Source organism: Chitinophaga sp. YR627, assembly GCF_900114995.1.
GTDB lineage: Bacteria > Bacteroidota > Bacteroidia > Chitinophagales > Chitinophagaceae > Chitinophaga.
Genome location: NZ_FOUX01000001.1, coordinates 982147 through 999095, shown reverse-complemented (window position 1 = coordinate 999095; position 16949 = coordinate 982147). Strand labels below are relative to the sequence as shown.

General features: G+C 46.2%; 14 protein-coding genes. 5 read left to right on the top strand and 9 right to left on the bottom strand.

Annotation, left to right across the window (positions count from 1 at the left end; translation table 11 throughout):
- Positions 1–16 precede the first annotated feature (16 nt).
- Positions 17–466 (top strand): NUDIX hydrolase, encoded by a 450-nt coding sequence (locus tag BMZ72_RS03575; protein WP_089805323.1) that lies wholly within the window; start codon positions 17–19, stop codon positions 464–466.
- On the opposite strand, the gene BMZ72_RS03570 is transcribed toward BMZ72_RS03575, so the two are convergent.
- The gene (locus BMZ72_RS03570; RefSeq protein ID WP_089805321.1) at positions 467–1264 is read right to left on the bottom strand and encodes a queuosine precursor transporter; all 798 of its coding nucleotides are present in this window, start codon (positions 1262–1264) and stop codon (positions 467–469) included.
- 356 nt (positions 1265–1620) lie between these two features.
- Here BMZ72_RS03570 and BMZ72_RS03560 point away from each other — a divergent pair, with 356 nt between their 5' ends.
- Entirely contained in the window at positions 1621–2547 is a 927-nt protein-coding gene (locus BMZ72_RS03560) for a glycosyltransferase family 2 protein (RefSeq protein WP_089805317.1), read from the top strand.
- Positions 2548–3623: 1076 nt separating this feature from the next.
- On the opposite strand, the gene BMZ72_RS03555 is transcribed toward BMZ72_RS03560, so the two are convergent.
- The 4 genes from BMZ72_RS03555 to BMZ72_RS03540 all read right to left on the bottom strand — a co-directional run bounded on the left by BMZ72_RS03555 (position 3624) and on the right by BMZ72_RS03540 (position 6947).
- The gene (locus BMZ72_RS03555; RefSeq protein WP_089805314.1) at positions 3624–3944 is read right to left on the bottom strand and encodes a hypothetical protein; all 321 of its coding nucleotides are present in this window, start codon (positions 3942–3944) and stop codon (positions 3624–3626) included.
- A gap of 79 nt (positions 3945–4023) precedes the next feature.
- On the bottom strand, positions 4024–4917 hold the full coding sequence (locus tag BMZ72_RS03550) for a helix-turn-helix domain-containing protein (RefSeq protein WP_089805313.1): 894 nt from the start codon (positions 4915–4917) through the stop codon (positions 4024–4026).
- 87 nt (positions 4918–5004) lie between these two features.
- Positions 5005–5823, bottom strand: coding sequence for an SDR family oxidoreductase (locus BMZ72_RS03545; protein ID WP_089805311.1), 819 nt, complete (start codon positions 5821–5823; stop codon positions 5005–5007).
- A 119-nt stretch (positions 5824–5942) separates the two neighbouring features.
- A complete protein-coding gene (locus BMZ72_RS03540; protein WP_089805310.1) occupies positions 5943–6947 on the bottom strand; it encodes a glycosyltransferase family 2 protein in 1005 nt (334 codons plus the stop codon).
- Between the two features lie 119 nt (positions 6948–7066).
- Between BMZ72_RS03540 and BMZ72_RS03535 the strand changes: the two genes are divergently transcribed.
- Positions 7067–8563, top strand: coding sequence for a lipopolysaccharide biosynthesis protein (locus BMZ72_RS03535; RefSeq protein ID WP_089805308.1), 1497 nt, complete (start codon positions 7067–7069; stop codon positions 8561–8563).
- Positions 8564–8649: 86 nt separating this feature from the next.
- Here the strand turns inward: BMZ72_RS03535 and BMZ72_RS03530 are convergent, their stop codons facing one another.
- Genes BMZ72_RS03530 through BMZ72_RS03515 form a run of 4 tightly spaced genes read right to left on the bottom strand, consistent with a single transcriptional unit; the run spans position 8650 to position 12550 of the window.
- A complete protein-coding gene (locus tag BMZ72_RS03530; RefSeq protein WP_177222667.1) occupies positions 8650–9585 on the bottom strand; it encodes a glycosyltransferase family 2 protein in 936 nt (311 codons plus the stop codon).
- Position 9586: 1 nt separating this feature from the next.
- Positions 9587–10702, bottom strand: coding sequence for a non-hydrolyzing UDP-N-acetylglucosamine 2-epimerase (gene wecB / locus BMZ72_RS03525; protein WP_089807203.1), 1116 nt, complete (start codon positions 10700–10702; stop codon positions 9587–9589).
- A 10-nt stretch (positions 10703–10712) separates the two neighbouring features.
- Entirely contained in the window at positions 10713–11849 is a 1137-nt protein-coding gene (locus BMZ72_RS03520) for a glycosyltransferase family 4 protein (protein WP_089805304.1), read from the bottom strand.
- A 56-nt stretch (positions 11850–11905) separates the two neighbouring features.
- Positions 11906–12550, bottom strand: a complete 645-nt coding sequence (locus BMZ72_RS03515) for a C40 family peptidase (protein ID WP_089805302.1) — start codon at positions 12548–12550, stop codon at positions 11906–11908.
- 235 nt (positions 12551–12785) lie between these two features.
- Here BMZ72_RS03515 and dnaE point away from each other — a divergent pair, with 235 nt between their 5' ends.
- Together dnaE and trxA are read left to right on the top strand one after the other, a co-directional pair.
- Complete coding sequence (dnaE, locus tag BMZ72_RS03510) at positions 12786–16430, top strand: DNA polymerase III subunit alpha (protein WP_089805300.1); 3645 nt, start codon at positions 12786–12788, stop codon at positions 16428–16430.
- 170 nt (positions 16431–16600) lie between these two features.
- On the top strand, positions 16601–16918 hold the full coding sequence (trxA, locus tag BMZ72_RS03505) for a thioredoxin (protein ID WP_012792315.1): 318 nt from the start codon (positions 16601–16603) through the stop codon (positions 16916–16918).
- Positions 16919–16949 lie beyond the last annotated feature (31 nt).

Genomic DNA, 16949 nt, shown 5'->3' with positions numbered 1-16949 from the left:
TAAACCCGTTTTCCCGATGCAAGGTTTCAATGTACGCGTATATGGTATAATGTTCAACGAGCAGAAGCAAGTGCTCGTGACAGACGAATTCATCAAAGGAGGCTACTTTACGAAGTTTCCCGGCGGTGGACTGGAATTCGGGGAGGGCACCTTACAGTGTGTGGTAAGGGAGTTTCAGGAAGAACTGGGACTGGATGTGGAAGTGGTGGAGCATATCTATACAACAGATTTCTTTCAGATCTCCGCCTTTGGCGATGGCTCACAGATCATTTCTATCTATTACCTGGTAAAACCACTCGCTCCGTTCAATTTCCCCCTGCTGGACAAACCCTTCGGGTTTGAAGTACCAGCCGGCGCACAGGAAGTAGAAGGCGCCAGATGGATCAACTGGGAAGAGTTCTCCGCCGAAGCAGTCACCCTTCCCATTGATAAAGTAGTGGCAGATCTGGTGAAAGTCCGTTACTGATTATTCATTTACCAGCACAGGCTCTTCCTTACCCATCGCAACCGCCTTCATTTGAGCGGCAGTCTTATGCCCCAGATATCTTTCAATGAATCTTTCTGCATAATAGATCACCGGCGTCAGCAGGATGGCCACTGTAAACTTATAGATGTAGTTTACCACGCATACTGCCAGTACCAGCTGCCAGCTCCAACCCTTACCCAGTTTAAAAGCAATAAACAATACGATAAAGCTGTCCACCAGCTGGGACACCAGCGTTGAACCGGTAGCCCTCAGCCACATGTGCTTATCCCCTGTCGCCTTTTTAATACGGTGGAATACGGTCACGTCCACGATCTGGCTGACCAGAAACGCGGCGATACTACCCATAATGATCCACATGCCCTGACCAAAGATACCGTTGAAGGCTTTCGTCATATCAGGAATACCATCATCTACACCGGAACCTATCCAGAAATCAGCCGGCGGTACACCCATGGCTACATAGAACATCACGAATGCATACGCGATCAGCGATACCGCGATGTAAGAAATACGTCTTACTGCCTTCGGACCGTAATACTCGTTAACGATATCCGTCATTACAAATTCCAGTGGCCAGAGTATAACGCCACAGGTGAGATTGAAGGATAGCTTGTCCTGACCAAACAGCGTGAAGGTATGTACGGGAATCCCGAACAGTTTCTCCAGCGAAAAGATCTTACCCCCGATACACTCCGCGATCAATGCATTGGCCACGAAAAATGAGCAGAAGAAGATGAAAAGTTTAGTTGGTCTGTCTTTTAGAATGTTGTTGATCATCTGAAGAGGAAATAAAATTGCACCAGTAAAATTATGATATTCATTATAAAAACATATGGAGGAAGTTCCGCCCAGGCAATCCTGCGACGCCACAGGGCTAAACAAGCGAACAATAATACCAGCAGATTCAAGGGGAATGCAAACATAATCCCCATTGGCAGAATAAATTTCAGTAATTCCGGCGCCCCGCCCTTGAAGTCAATATAATAAGATGCTTCCGCTGCCAGGAAGCAAATGTTACAGATAAATGCCAGCTTTAAAAAGAATCGTAAGCGCCCCATTATTGAAATTTCGGATAAATTACAGTTATTTTGCTTTCCCTGGTCAGAATTTTAAACAAAAGGATTGTATAACTCATGGAAATAGCGATATCAGTTGTCATTTGTTCATATAACAGAGAAGCCTATATTATCGAGGCCATCGATAGTCTGTATAAACAGGATATTGATAAACAACGCTATGAAGTGATCGTCGTGGATAATAACAGCAAGGATAATACAGCCGCCAAGGTAGCAGAATATATCCAGTCACATCCTGACATGCAGATCTCCTATTACCTGGAAACCCGCCAGGGTGCTTCCTATGCACGTAATACGGGTGCTGAAAAGTCACATGGTAAACTGATCTGTTGTATGGACGACGATGCGGTCGCCATGCCGGGTTATCTGCAGAACATCATTACTTTCTTTGACCAGCATCCGGATGCGACCGGTCTGGGTGGACGTATCATCCCCCGGTACATCCCCTCAGAACCCAAATGGATGTCACACTATGTATCTTCTCTCGTAGGCAACTTCGATTATAGTCCGGAGGCTAAACCATTTGAAAACGGCCGTTATCCGCTGGAATCCAATATGATCGTACGCCGTGATGACTTCTTTGCGGTAGGTGGTTTTAATACCAGTCTGCCGGGTGTAAAAGGTACGCTCCGCGTTGGTGGTGAAGGCAAGGAATTCTTCTATAAACTGATTGAAAGAGGTGGTATCATTTACTATGATCCTGCGGTGATCGTACACCATGTGGTGGAAGTCAAGAAACTGACTTCCGAATATATGTACCGCGTAGCTTCCGGTATCGGCCGTGGAGAAAAGGTACGTATGACCACCAAAGGCAGTGGCGCTGTACGTAAGAAAAGCCTGGAATACCTGTTTAAACTGGGTGCTTCTTTTGTAATAGGTGGGTATTACTTATTACAGGGAAAGCCGGCTAAAACATGGCCGGTGATACAGTTCAGAATTGATGTGCTGAAGGGGTACTGGGAACCGGTACACAAGGACAATTAAGTATTATAGCACTTCCCTGAAAACAAATATTTAATGGCCTGGATGGTTTTAATACTGTCCAGGCTTTTTTTTAAGTGGCTGCTGTTATAAATGAGTAGGGCTACAGTCGGCAAAGGCAGTATGGGCTGGCAGGCTGTCGTGCTTTGAAGTTGCTTGCTATGGAGCGGTGGGTTGGAGATTTTGGCAGTGGGAGTAGATTAAACCCCTGGCTGCTGTTATAAATGAGTAGGGCTACAGTCGGCAAAGGCAGTATGGGCTGGCAGGCTGTCGTGCTTTGAAGTTGCTTGCTATGGAGCGGTGGGTTGGAGATTTTGGCAGTGGGAGTAGATTAAACCCCTGGTTGCAAGGGCTCAGCAGACTTCAAAGCACTAAGGCCAGCCAGCTCCATCTGCCATTGCCTGTCTTGGCGGCAACCACTTAGGATATTGAGAGCTGTTGGGAAATGTTCTCCCTTTTACGTCATAGTCATATGGAAATGGTGTCACTAAGGAACGCAGGAACAAAGCGAAGGCTTTCAGATGGTAAAGCGGACCTTAGCCCGTCCCCTGCATAAAGCTAACGCACAACCAAAGATCCAACCCCTAGCCCATCACCGACTGCTACATCATGTGCTTAACGGGCGTCAGTCCGCGATACCATCTGAAAACGCAGTGTGTGCCCAAGCCAATAACTCTCTTCACATTTTTCAATTTCAATATAATCAATCACCTAAGCTCCCATCACCGACTGCTACATCATGTACTTAACGGGCGTCAGTCCGCGGCACCATCTGAAAACGCAGCGTGTGCCCAAGCCAATAACTCTCTTCACATTTTTCAATTTCAATATAATCAGTCACCTAAGCTCCCATCACCGACTGCTACATCATGTACTTAACGGGCGTCAGTCCGCGGCACTATCTGAAAACGCAGCGTGTACCCCAGCCTATAACTCTCTTCACATTTTTCAATTTCAATATAATCAATCACCTAAGCTCCAATCACCAACTGCTACATCATGTGCTTAACGGGCGTCAGTCCGCGGTACCATCTGAAAACGCAGCGTGGACATCTGCTTATAATTGGCTCCACGTTTTTTCAACTTCCATATGGCCCTTTACTCTTAAGTAACAGGTGCATTAACTCGATCAGATAGGTACGTTGTAGTTCTTTCGCATACGGATAATCTGAATGGTCTTCCGCATCCAGCTTTTTGAAAATAGCGCTGGCTGTGGCATCTTCCCGCGCATTGAGGATATAGGAACGCTGTTCACTACTGGCGGACGGGAAGAGTCCAGTATAGCGGAACATCCCTGCCGGTAAAAAGTCGTTCCGGAATGTAAAGACACATTCCGCTCCTCCACGCACAGGCGCATACAACAGTACATAGTACTGATTAAAAAAACTGATCCGGAGCATATCATGCTGTTTTTACTGGTGGCTGCCAGGGGCCCTTATCGGGACAGGTGAGAAATGTATGGTGATTACAAATGGCCGCTTAACTTCTATACGCAGTAGGCGTCTGACTGGTATGTTTCTTAAAGAAATGTGTAAAGTGCGCTGCATCTTCAAATCCCAGCGTATAGCTGATCTCAGAGATACTCCAGTCAGTATGTTTGAGTAGTACCATGGCTTCACTGGCCAGGCGGTTGAGGATGTGTTCTGTAGTTGTCTTACCTGTTGTATGTTTCAATGCATAGTTCAGGTGATTGACATGTACGGCGAGACGATCTGCAAAGTCGCGCGCGGAGCGCAGCTCAAAGCGTTGCGCCAGAGACTCTATGGGAAACTGACGGTCCAGCAATTCATTGAAGACCGCCGTAATACGGGTATTGGCGTCCATCTGCTGATACACGGTATCAACAGGTTTCAGCTTCAGGGCAAAATGGATCAGTTCAACAATATAGTTTCGGATAAGGTCGTGCTTAAACTCATAATCTGTTGCCAGTTCCTGTTTCATTTTCTTAAAAATACCCCTTGCGGTCTTCTCCTGTGTCTTATTCAACAGGAATACCGGCCGTGCACCGGCTGCAAATACAGGCAGGTCGCGGATACTGTTGCGGTATTGCGCATTGAAATAGGCTTCTGTAAAGATGAAATAGTCGCCCATCATCATGCCGTCCGGCAGATCGATGGTATAGGGCACATCCGGACTGAAAAAAGCAAGTGCCGGACCATTGACTTCCAGACTGGTATCCCCGTAGTGCAGGATATTCCGGCCCCATGAGAGCGTCACCTTATAGAAATCACGACGACGGTATTTGATGGTCGCGGTTCCCTCGCAATCATCGAAACTGAAGAGATTGAAGTGTATGTTGTCCTGCTTCAATCCGTCAGGCGGACGATTGAATTTATCCTGGTAAAAACCCTCCAGTGATTCCATCTTTTCCATGCTGTAAAGGTATTGATTTCCATGTATCCGGCATGATATACCGGGGCCGGCGGTATCTGGCGGTCCCGGTATGCTGCCGGCTTTGCATTAAGACTGAGGAACGTGTCTGTCTTTCATCAGCTGAAGATATTCTTCCTCTGTTTTAGTATTACGTGCATTGATCAGCAATTGCGCATCAGGCGTAGCGATATAGCGTAACTGGTCTTTGCCATCAGTAGCCGCGGTATAGATCACGTCTACCACGTCTTCGCTGGTAGCAGGGTTGGCATTGAGGACCATCCAGTGTCCCAGGAAAGCATTGACATATGCATTGTAGTCAGTAATGTCATTACTGGAAGTAAAATTGGCGGCATTATCGAAGTTGGTGGCAGTCACACCTGGTTCTATGAGCTTTACATGGATGTTGAAGTCCGCCAGTTCATAGCGCAGGGATTCTGTAAATCCTTCCACGGCAAATTTTGTGGCATTATACAGGCTGATAATGGGAAAAGAGACCCTTCCGCCCATAGAGGAGATATTGATGATAGTACCCGCTTTATTAGCGCGGAAGTGTGGCAGAATGGCTTTGGTGGCGGCCATCAGTCCGAAGACGTTCACATCAAATTGTGCGCGGATCTGCTCTTCGCTAGCCAGTTCGAATGGTCCGAACAGGCCATAACCCGCATTATTGATAAAGGTATCTATCTGACCGTATTTTGCGATAGTAGTGGCAATACCCGCTTCAATGCTGGCTTTGTCCTGTACATCCACTTTGAGAACCAGCACATTATCCAGTAATGTCAGTTCATTTTCTTTTTCCGGAGAACGCATGGTCGCGATCACATTCCAGCCTGCTGTGGCAAATCTCTTAGCGGCGGTCTTTCCCAAACCCTGTGAAGCACCGGTAATAAAAACTGTTTTTTTCATGGCTTTAACTTTTGAATACTGTCATTGTTTTGACGATTCAAAAGTACCATGGCTGCGCTCCGCGGATTTGGGAGCAACAAATAATTACTTGTATAATTCAAAGAATGGGGTACCGGCGATTACAGTACCTTATAAAAATGTGGTTTGTTCCGCAGGATCGTGGGCGTCAGCCACCATAAGCGGAAGACATTTTTGGTCAGTCCCCAGACCTGTGGCATAAACCGGAAGGGATTACGACCTTTGAAGAGATTTTCGAAGATGCTGCCGATAAAGAATAAGGGTATGGCGAAGCTATAATTAAGGAGGAGGATGAAATACCACAGAACGCCGAACTGCTTCCGCACCCGCACGTGATTGGAGAGCATGAGTTGCAGGCCTTTACGGTCGTAAAGTCCGTAATAACCTTTTTCATCAGAATCAAACGCGTCACCGGTTGTTTCTCCCTGTAAATGAATGATATTGATATCACCGTAGATAGCTAATTCGCCCTGCCGGCGCAAACGGCTGCACCATTCTACTTCTTCTGCATAGAGGAAGAAGTCTTCGTCCATATAGCCTGCTTTCTCAATGGAGCTGCGTTTTACCATCAGGTAGGCGCCGCTGATCCAGTCCACATGATGTTCCGTACTGGCTTCCTGTACATTAGGTACCTTGGTTTTGAGCTGATAGCCCAGCCAGCGGATCACTTTTCCCCAGTATGGCAAAGGCAGCAGGTGGTTCAGACCGCCCTTCATGAAATAGTTGCCCGATATTTGCAGGGTACGGTCAGCGTTGAGCTGTTGTACGCCGCAGGCGATCAGATTACTCTGGGAAAAGCGTTGTACACAGCGGTCCAGCGCCTTATCAAGTATGAGTGTATCAGGATTCAATAATAAAAGCTGTTCCCCCCGGGCTACACGGAGACCGGCGTTATTAGCGCGGGAAAAGCCCGCATTGTATCCCATCTGAAAAAACTGAACAAATGGATAAGCCGTTTTGAGCTGTTGTTCACTGTCATCCCCGGATGCATTGTCCACCACGATCACCTCGTAACTGATGTTTGTTGTTTCCGCCACAATAGTGCTGATACAATCCAGAATGAGGCGGCTGCTCTTATAATTTACAATGATGATCGATAAATCCATGCCTGATTTTATGCAATAATTCTGCCGGGGCAGATGATGAAAAAATGGTAAAGTACCATCAGAAATCGCAAATTAATAAATACCTTTAGCTTTACAACAACTGTTATTTTTAAAGAAATATGAGCGAACTGCGGAAAAAGAGTATAGTTTCTATCGTATGGACATATGTTGGTTTTATTTTCGGTGCTGTAAACGTATTCTTATCTGCAAGATATCTCCTGCCGGACTATAATGGTTTAACCAGGGTACTGCTCGAAATGGGCGTACTTTTTTCTGCGATTGCCACATTTGGTGTACCTACGCTATTCACAAAATTCTATCCTTACTATAAGGAGCGCATGGACCGCAAAAGTTCCGACCTGCTGACATTAGGACTGGTCGTTACTACTGCCGGATTCCTGATACTGGTAGCAGGTATGTATTTTCTCAAGCCGCTTATCAGTAAAAAATTCTCCGGCAAATCGCCGCTGCTGGTAGACTACTACTATCTCGCGATACCAGTCACTTTCTTTATGACCTACTTTACTGTACTGGAAGTACAGGCATGGAACCTCTTCCAGACAGTTGTTTCTAACTTCTTCAAGGAAGTAGCGTTCCGGGTGGCGAATCTGATACTGATGATTGTCTATATAGCAGGATGGATAGAGTTAAAAACTTTCTTCATCGGATTCAGTCTGCTATATGGTGTATCCTTCTTCGGACTGCTGATCTATCTTATTTCCATCGGCGAGTTTAATATCACATTCAAAATCAGCACACTAACCAGGCGGCTGTGGTCGAAAATGCTACCCTATGTGGTTTTCATGGTAGTTGGGAATGTTGTACTGGTGTTCAAAGACAGTTTCGACGGACTAGCCATCTCCAGTATGCACGGTTTGGGATTTGCAGCTGTATTTTCCCTGGTCAACTATATGGTTACCTCCATCGGGGTGCCACAACGTAGTGTGGTGAGTATTGCATTTCCGGTAATTGCCAGGGCATGGAAAGAAAAGAACATGCAGAAACTGACAGATGTCTATTCAAAAACATCTATTACTTTACTGCTGATGTCCTCTTTTCTTTTTGGCTTAGTATGGATCAATTTTGATGATGCAATGACTTTTCTGCAACTCCCGGATATCTATAAAACCGGTAAGTCGGCCCTCCTCTTACTGGCATTGGCCAAGATCGTGGAACTTGGAACCGGCGCCAGTGGACAGATCCTCATCTCATCACGTAAATGGAAATTTGAGTTCTACTGCAACATTTTATTACTGGCATCAGCGATCCCTGTCAGCTACCTGATGATCCAGCGATTTAATATTTTGGGAGCAGGTATTGCCAATCTGCTGCTGGTCATTGTGTTCAATGGTATCCGGTATGTTTATCTCTGGCATTATTACAAATTACAGCCCTTCACTATAAAAACTGTCTATGGTATTGTGCTGCCAACTGCACTGATACTGCTCACGACCACTACCATCAATTTTTCTATGCCGCTGGTGAATATCATTGTCCGCAGTATCATCTTCATAATAGGATTTATCTCAGCTACGCTCCTGTTTGAAATTTCTGAAGATGCTGTAGGTGTGTTCCGCACTGTGAAAAAGCGACTGGGCATCGGCAAACCTGAATAAAATAAGGTCCTAAAATATTACACCCACCTCTTATAGTTATATAGCTACACGAGGTGGGTGTTGAATTATATGGTAGTTCCGATCTGCTAGTCTTTGCTACCGGAAAATATGATCTTCAGTAATGCAAACGCAAAAGAGAAAGGAATGACAACCGCGCCTTTCACCTTTCTGAAGGTAATATAAGCCAATGCGATGAATGCCTGTTTAGGCGACATTTTATACAGCTTCTGCAGATAGAATTTCATCTTCGGCTGATTCTCCTTGAAGACGGCATAAAACACTGCAAACTTTCTGTAGTATAACATTTCATCCCGCTTGCTGATATGCTGTACAAGTGTGGGTAATTGTTTTTCCACGACTATCTTCTGCAGGTCCTGTACGGCGGTAGACATAGTGCCGGTCAATGAAGCCGCATGTACACGATAGTAATAAACATTGTGTTCCGGCAGGTAGTGGAACTTACTATGCATATAAGCACGAAGGAAGAAATCATAGTCTTCGATCATAAAGGCTGACACGTTATAGCCTTTATTACGGAGGTGTACTTCCTTTTTGTATAAGAAGCAGGCGCCACAACCTTCCCAGGTGATGATGCTCTGATTGATATCATTGAATCGCATGATACCAACTTCCTTATTATCATCATCGATCTGGATGTAATCGCAGTACACCAGGTCAATTTCCGGTTTCTCTGTTAATATTTTCACCATGCGTTCCAGTGCATCGGGCGCATAGTAATTATCATCTGAAGTCCAGGTGAAATAAGTGCCTTTTGCTTCATCGAAGCCCGTGTTCAGTGAAGCGGGCAGGCGTTTGTTGACAGCATTATTGATCAGTCGTACACGCGCATCTTTTGCTGCATATTCCGCAGCAATTTCAGCGGTATTGTCAGTCGAACAGTCATTCACGATGAGCAGTTCAAAGTTGGTATAGGTCTGTATGAGACAGCTATCGAGCGACTGTCTCAGATAACGGGATCCGTTGTAAGTAGGTAAAACAATCGTGACCAGTGGTCCGTTCATATTATAATACTTTGTGTAAAATATCGATGATCTGTGCTGAGCTGGTGCCGTCTCCATAAGGATTTACGGCCTGTGCCATCTGCTGGTACAGTTGCTCATCATCCATCAGTGCGAAGCAGCTTTCAACAATTGCATTGCGACTGGTACCTACCAATCGGGCCGTACCGGCGTCAATACCTTCCGTACGCTCTGTGACATCACGCATTACCAGTACCGGTTTACCCAATGCAGGCGCTTCTTCCTGTATACCACCCGAGTCAGTTAATACGAGATAACTCTGTTTCATGAGCCATACCAGGTATGGATAGTCCAGCGGTTCGATGAGATGTACACCCGGCACGCCGGTCAGCAAACGCTGTACAGGCTCCTGTACCTGTGGATTCAGGTGTACAGGATAAACGATCTGCACTTTTCCTTCGTAGCGCAGGGCGATATCGCGGATGGCCATACAGATCTCTTCGAATGGTTGTCCGAAGCTCTCCCGACGGTGACCAGTGACCAGTATCGTTCTTTTGGAAGGATCGAGGAAGCTGAAATATTCCTTATAGACAGCTGCATCTTTGATGATATCGGCGGTCATGAGTAATGCATCGATCACGGTGTTGCCGGTCACGTATACATGTTCATGTATATTTTCTGCGTACAGATTTTGCTGTGAATTAACCGTAGGCGCAAAGTGAAAATCCGCCAGGTTACCTGTCATCTTACGGTTCATTTCTTCCGGGAAGGGAGAATATTTGTTACCGCTGCGCAGGCCTGCTTCAATATGCGCTATTTTGATCTTTTTATAGAAGGCGGCTAATGCGCCGGTGAAAGCGGAAGTTGTATCCCCCTGTACCACGAGCACGTCTGGTTTTTCTCTTTCCAGCACTTCATCCAGTCGTTTCAGACCATCCGCAGTGATATCAAAAAGCGTTTGTCCGGGTTTCATCAGGGCCAGGTCCTCATGCGGAGTGACACCAAAGAAGTCCAGTACCTGTGCCAGCATCTGTCTATGCTGACCGGTCACACATACATATGGTTGCCATTTGTCGGGTTGCTGTTCACACGCTTTGATCAGCGGTATCATTTTAATGGCTTCAGGTCTGGTACCAAAGAGGAAAAATATCTTCTTCAAGTGTCGCTCTTTATGCATTTAATAATAGGTTCAATATCGTTTTACCAGGTGCGGGATTATACCGTTCCATGGCAGCAGTATTGGCAGCAATCCCCATCTTTTCCCAGTCAGCGCGTTTTTCCCAGGCACGTTCCATGGCATCTGCCATAGAGCGGACGGTAGCGCCGGGGCTGATAAAGCCCTGCTGTCCTTCTGTTACCCATTCCCGGTGCCCGCCAACATCCGTCAGTACGGAGGGGCGTCCACACACCATGGCCTCCACTACAGCAAGCGGCATGCCTTCCTGCCTGGATGGCATCAATAACAGGCTGTTTTTTTTCCACACTTCCCTGATATCGTTCACTTTACCATGGAAAGTAACCCGGTCGTTCAGTCCGTAGAAGGCGGTTAATTGTTTGAGATATCCTTCATCCAGACCGGCGCCATAGATATTAAGGTGCCATTTGCGGTCACGCCATTGTTCCTGGTGCAGAGCGCCCAGTACCAGGTCCTGTCCTTTATGATCGGTCACCAGTAGGCCCACCATGGCAAAATGCACAGTTTCTTCCTTCGGGAAAGGTAAAATACCAATATTGGAGAGGTTCACCGGATTCCGGATCACCATAGCATTGTCAATGTTGGAGCAGAGGTGTCTGCGGGCTATTTCCAGGTTACCTTCGGATACGAAGAGCACTTTCTTTGCACGCTGGTAAGCGGCATTGATCAGGTCATAGCGTGTACTCCCAAAACCGCGTACGTCGTGGTTCAGATTACAGTTGATATAAAGGGCAGCGTGCGTTTTGTCCAGTGCTTTCAGCAGGAGAATGTCATCTCCTATGGAGTAAGAAGTACCCACATAAAAGATCACGTCAGGCCGCTCTTTAAAGAGGCGATGAAAAGGATTCTGTAATTTATTGGCGAGAATGATCAGGCCTTTGCGGAAGATGCGTTGCAGGAATGGGATTCCTGGTTTTACAAATCCACGGCGATAGAAAAGTTTTGCTCCATGTTGCAGCAGATTGACGGTTTTGGGATGCGGGGGACCGCATTTCAGGGCGGAGACAAACACCTCATGCCCTTCCTTCAGCGCTTCTGCAGCCATATCGGCCCAGAGCTCCTCGCTCCCGCCCCATGGCTCTTTAATAATGGATACAATACCTATCTTCATGGATAATCACCGGATTTTTCTATCGCAAAAATAATTCCGGGCGAAGATATAGTTATTTATTCTACCCTGCCGCCGCCTACATAATACTTTTTCCAGTAACTTTCATTGAGGTCGCTGATCATAACCCCTGAACTGGTGGAGGCGTGTACAAATTTATCATTCACAAGATAAACACCTACGTGCGATACAGAAGTACCATTGGTCTTAAAGAATACCAGATCGCCTTCACGCATCTGACCGTTGTTTACCTTTTTGGATTTATCATATAACTGAGCGGAACTACCACCGGAAGAAACCTTGAACACAGTATTCAGCAGGCTGTTGGCAAAACCGGAGCAATCTACCCCATTCTTGTTTTTGCCACCATATACGTAAGGCGTACCCCACCAGTCTTCAACAAAGCGGAAAAGTTCTGTATTCAGTACGGTTTCAACGCGTACATCCAGCAATTGCGCATATTTAAACTGCCAGAGTGCGGCATTTTCGACATTGGAGCTGGCTGGCGTAAAATTCTTAATCTTCATAGATCCGGTATTGGCAACATTACTTGACAGCGCAGCCCTGGAGATAACCATGCCTTCAATAAACCTTGAATCGCTGCTGCTTTTCTTTGTGGCAGATTTCTTAGTAGAATTACAGGATACTGCCCCCAAAGCACACATTACAACAGTTACCCAAAGGACCTCCTTTCTTACTTTCATAAGCCTCTCAGATTAAATAATTTTTAGCTAAGTTACTAATAATAATTGTTTTTAAAGTGTTTTCGCTTTAATTGACGGAAGCCGCACGCGCAGGGACTTACCTGAAAATTGTCGTATAGTCCAACGTTAGCCCCGCTTTCCGCATTTGTCTGCTATATGTCTTAAACGCAGCCCTTGTGGATAAATTTCACCTCCACATGTTCCAAAATTGGGCGAAGAGTCGGATTTTTGTAGAATGATCTTTTCCCACTTACACGTTCATACACAATATTCTCTGCTGGATGGTGCGGCAGACATCAAATCATTGTACAAGAAAGCCATGGCCAGCAATCAGCCGGCGCTGGCCATCACGGACCATGGTAATATGTTCGGCGCTTTCCAGTTTGTGGCAGAAGCTTATAACAACAGACTGAATCCCGAAGATCCAAAGGATAAAAGGCTGAAGGTAAAGCCTATTGTTGGTTGCGAGTTCTATGTAGTAGAAAACCGCTTCAAACGCGCTTTTACCCGTGAAGAGAAAGATATCCGTAATCACCAGGTATTACTGGCGAAAAACGACGAAGGTTACCGTAACCTGATCAAGCTGTGCTCTCTTGGTTATATCGAGGGACTGTACGGTAAATACCCGCGTATTGACAAGGAGCTCATCCTTCAGTATCATAAAGGACTGATCGCCACGACGTGTTGTCTAGGCGCCTCTGTACCGAGAGCCATTCTCAAAAAAGGAGAAGAAGCCGGCGAAGAGGAATTCAAATGGTGGCTGGACATCTTCGGGGAGGACTATTATGTTGAATTACAACGACATGGTATCCCTGAACAGGAGAAAGTGAATGAGTCCCTGATCAAATTTGCAAGCAAACACAACGTAAAGATCATCGCATCGAATGACTCCCACTATGTAGATAAGGAAGATGCGAACGCACACGACATCCTCCTTTGTATCAACACCGGCGAGAAGAAAAGCACGCCGACCATGAAGGATTTCTCTGATGATGATGTGTCCATGAAGAACAAGCGTTTCGCTTTCTATAACGACGAGTTCTATTTCAAGACAACAGAAGAGATGACAGCACTCTTCCACGATCTGCCACAGGCCATTGATAATACCAATGAGATCGTGGACAAAGTAGAGCTGCTGGATCTGAAGCGCGATATCCTCCTGCCCAACTTCCCTATTCCGCCGCCTTTCCTGACACAGGACCAGTATCTGCGCCATATTACAATGGAAGGTGCGCATAAGAAATATTCGGAAGTGACCGCTGAGGTTGAGGAGCGAATCAACTTTGAGCTGAGCGTAATTGAGAACATGGGATTTGCGGGATACTTCCTGATCGTATCTGACTTTATCAAGGCAGGCCGCGATCTGGGGGTATTTATCGGTCCGGGCCGTGGTTCTGCGGCAGGGTCTGCGGTAGCGTACTGTATAGGTATTACCAATATTGACCCGATCAAGTATAACCTGCTGTTTGAGCGTTTCCTGAATCCGGAACGTAAGAGCATGCCCGATATTGATACGGACTTCGATGATGAAGGCCGTCAGAAGGTAATTGACTACGTTGTAAATAAATATGGTAAAAACCAGGTAGCACAGATCATTACCTACGGTACCATGGCCGCCAAGATGAGTATCAAGGACGTGGCCCGTGTGATGGACCTCCCGCTGGTTGAATCCAACATGCTGGCCAAAATGGTACCTGATAAACCGGGTATCCAGCTGGACCGTATCTTCAACGCTCCTATCGATGAAGGTGAAAAGAGCCTGGCCGAGAAAGAAGGCCTGGGCCCTGAAGACCTGGAAAACGTGAAACGACTGCGTGAACTCATCAAAGGACAGGACCTCCAGGGTGAAGTGTTGCGGGAAGCCTGCGTACTGGAAGGATCCGTACGTAACACCGGTATCCACGCGGCAGGTATCATCATTGCACCGAAAGATCTTTACGACCTGATCCCTGTATCTACTGCGAAGGACTCTGACCTGCTGGTAACACAGTTTGAAGGTAGTATCATTGAGAGTGCCGGTGTAATCAAAATGGACTTCCTGGGTCTGAAGACCCTCACTATTATCAAGGGCGCCCTTGAACTGATCAAAACCAACCATGGTATAGATATCAGCATCGACGATATTCCACTCGATGATGCGAAAACATACGAGCTTTATCAGAAAGGGGAAACGAACGCCACGTTCCAGTTCGAGTCCGCGGGTATGCAGAAATACCTCCGCGAACTGAAACCTGACCGATTCGATGACCTTATTGCGATGAACGCCCTGTATCGTCCTGGACCACTGGAGTACATTCCGTTGTTCATCCGTCGTAAACACGGATTGGAAGAAACGGTGTATGACCTGGCGGAAATGGAAGAATACCTGAATGATACCTATGGTATTACTGTGTATCAGGAGCAGGTAATGCTTTTGAGCCAGAAACTGGCGAACTTCTCCAAAGGTGATGCGGACGTACTCCGTAAAGCGATGGGTAAGAAACAAAAGGCGGTACTGGACAAGATGAAGAAACAGTTCATGGAGGGTTGCGCCGCTAACGGGCATGACCTGAAAGTCTGTGATAAAGTATGGACGGACTGGGAGGCATTCGCATCCTACGCGTTCAACAAATCCCACTCCACCTGTTACGCCTTCGTGGCTTATCAGACGGCTTACTTGAAAGCACACTATCCGGCAGAATATATGGCGGCTGTACTGAACAACGCCAGCAATATTGAAAAGATCACCTTCTTCATGGAAGAAGCGAAACGCATGGGTATCGACGTATTGCCGCCTGATGTGAACGAGTCTTTCAAAGGTTTTGCGGTGAACAAGCAGGGTCAGATCCGTTTTGGTCTGGCTGGTCTGAAAGGTGTGGGTGAAGCTGCGGTAGAAAACATCCTGGAAGAAAGACAGAAGGGAAGTAACTACAAGAACATCTTTGAGATGATCAAACGTGTGAACCAGCGTGCAGTGAATAAGAAATCACTGGAAGCCCTGGCCATGTCCGGCGCCTTCGACTGCTTCCCTGAATTACACCGTGCACAATATTTCCATAAACCAGATAATGACAATACCACCGGTCTTGATAAGATCGTGAAGTTTGGTCAGCAGGTATCAGCCGGCGCTGCCACAACGATGAGCAGCCTGTTCGGCGCCGAGGACATGCCAGAGGTAGAACCACCAAAGATCCCACCTTGTGATCCATGGCCGCTGATCCTCAAGCTCAATAATGAACGTGAGGTGACGGGTATCTATATTTCTGGTCACCCGCTGGATGACTACCGTTTTGAAGGACGCTATTACAACATGAACACGGTGCAGGAGCTGATTGAATACCAGGCAGATCTGCAAGCGCCGGGTAATGCAAAATCCGGCCGTGAGCGTAACTTCCGCCTGGCTGTCTATGTGACGGGGGCGCAGGAGCGTATTTCGCGTAATAACCGCCAGTTTGGCATAATGACGATAGAGGACTATTCCGGTAAGTTTGAGTTCGCTTTGTGGAGTGAGGACTTCATCCGCTTTGCTCCTTACCTTAAAACGGGGCTTTGTCTGTTCATTAATGGTGGTTTCAAGGCCAAGCGTTTCAATGATGCAGAATATGAGTTCAAGGTGAACGGTATACAGTTGTTACAGGAAGTGAAGAAGACGCATACGAAGAAGGTAACACTGGTAACCATGCCTAAGTTCATTACACGGGAACTGGTAGACTTCCTTGTTGACAACATCAACAAATATCCGGGAGCCAGTGAGCTGTTTTTACAACTCATTGATCGTGATGATGCCATGCAGGTAAAATTGCATACATTTAATAAACATATTGAGATGAACGATGAATTGGCACACTTCCTGTCGAAGCAACCAGACATCGATACCTATATAGATACAATCAATAAGTAGCGGTCTTAAATTGCTCTAATTTGCATGGTCAAACGGCGCCTTTTAACAAACAAATACCGGCTGTCAAAAAAGCAGTAATTTGCATCCGGTTCGAAAATTGAATGAATATATTTGCATTTATAAATTTATTACAGAACTTTGATTTACTATAATTCATAAATTTTAATATCATGGCATTAGAATTCACAGATTCAAACTTCCAGACAGAAGTGTTGGACTCCGATAAATTGAGTGTGATAGATTTCTGGGCAGAATGGTGTGGTCCTTGTCGCGCTATCGGTCCGGTTATCGAAGACCTGTCTAAAGACTATGCGGGTAAGGTTAACGTGGGTAAAGTAAACGTGGATCAGAACCCTCAGTTGTCTATCAACTACGGTATCACCAGCATCCCTGCTATCCTTTTCATTAAAAATGGTCAGGTAGTTGACAAACAGGTAGGTGCAGCTCCAAGAGCAATTCTGGAAAAGAAAATTCAGACTAACCTCTAGTAGGTAGTATGTAATGCATAAAGAAGCCGGT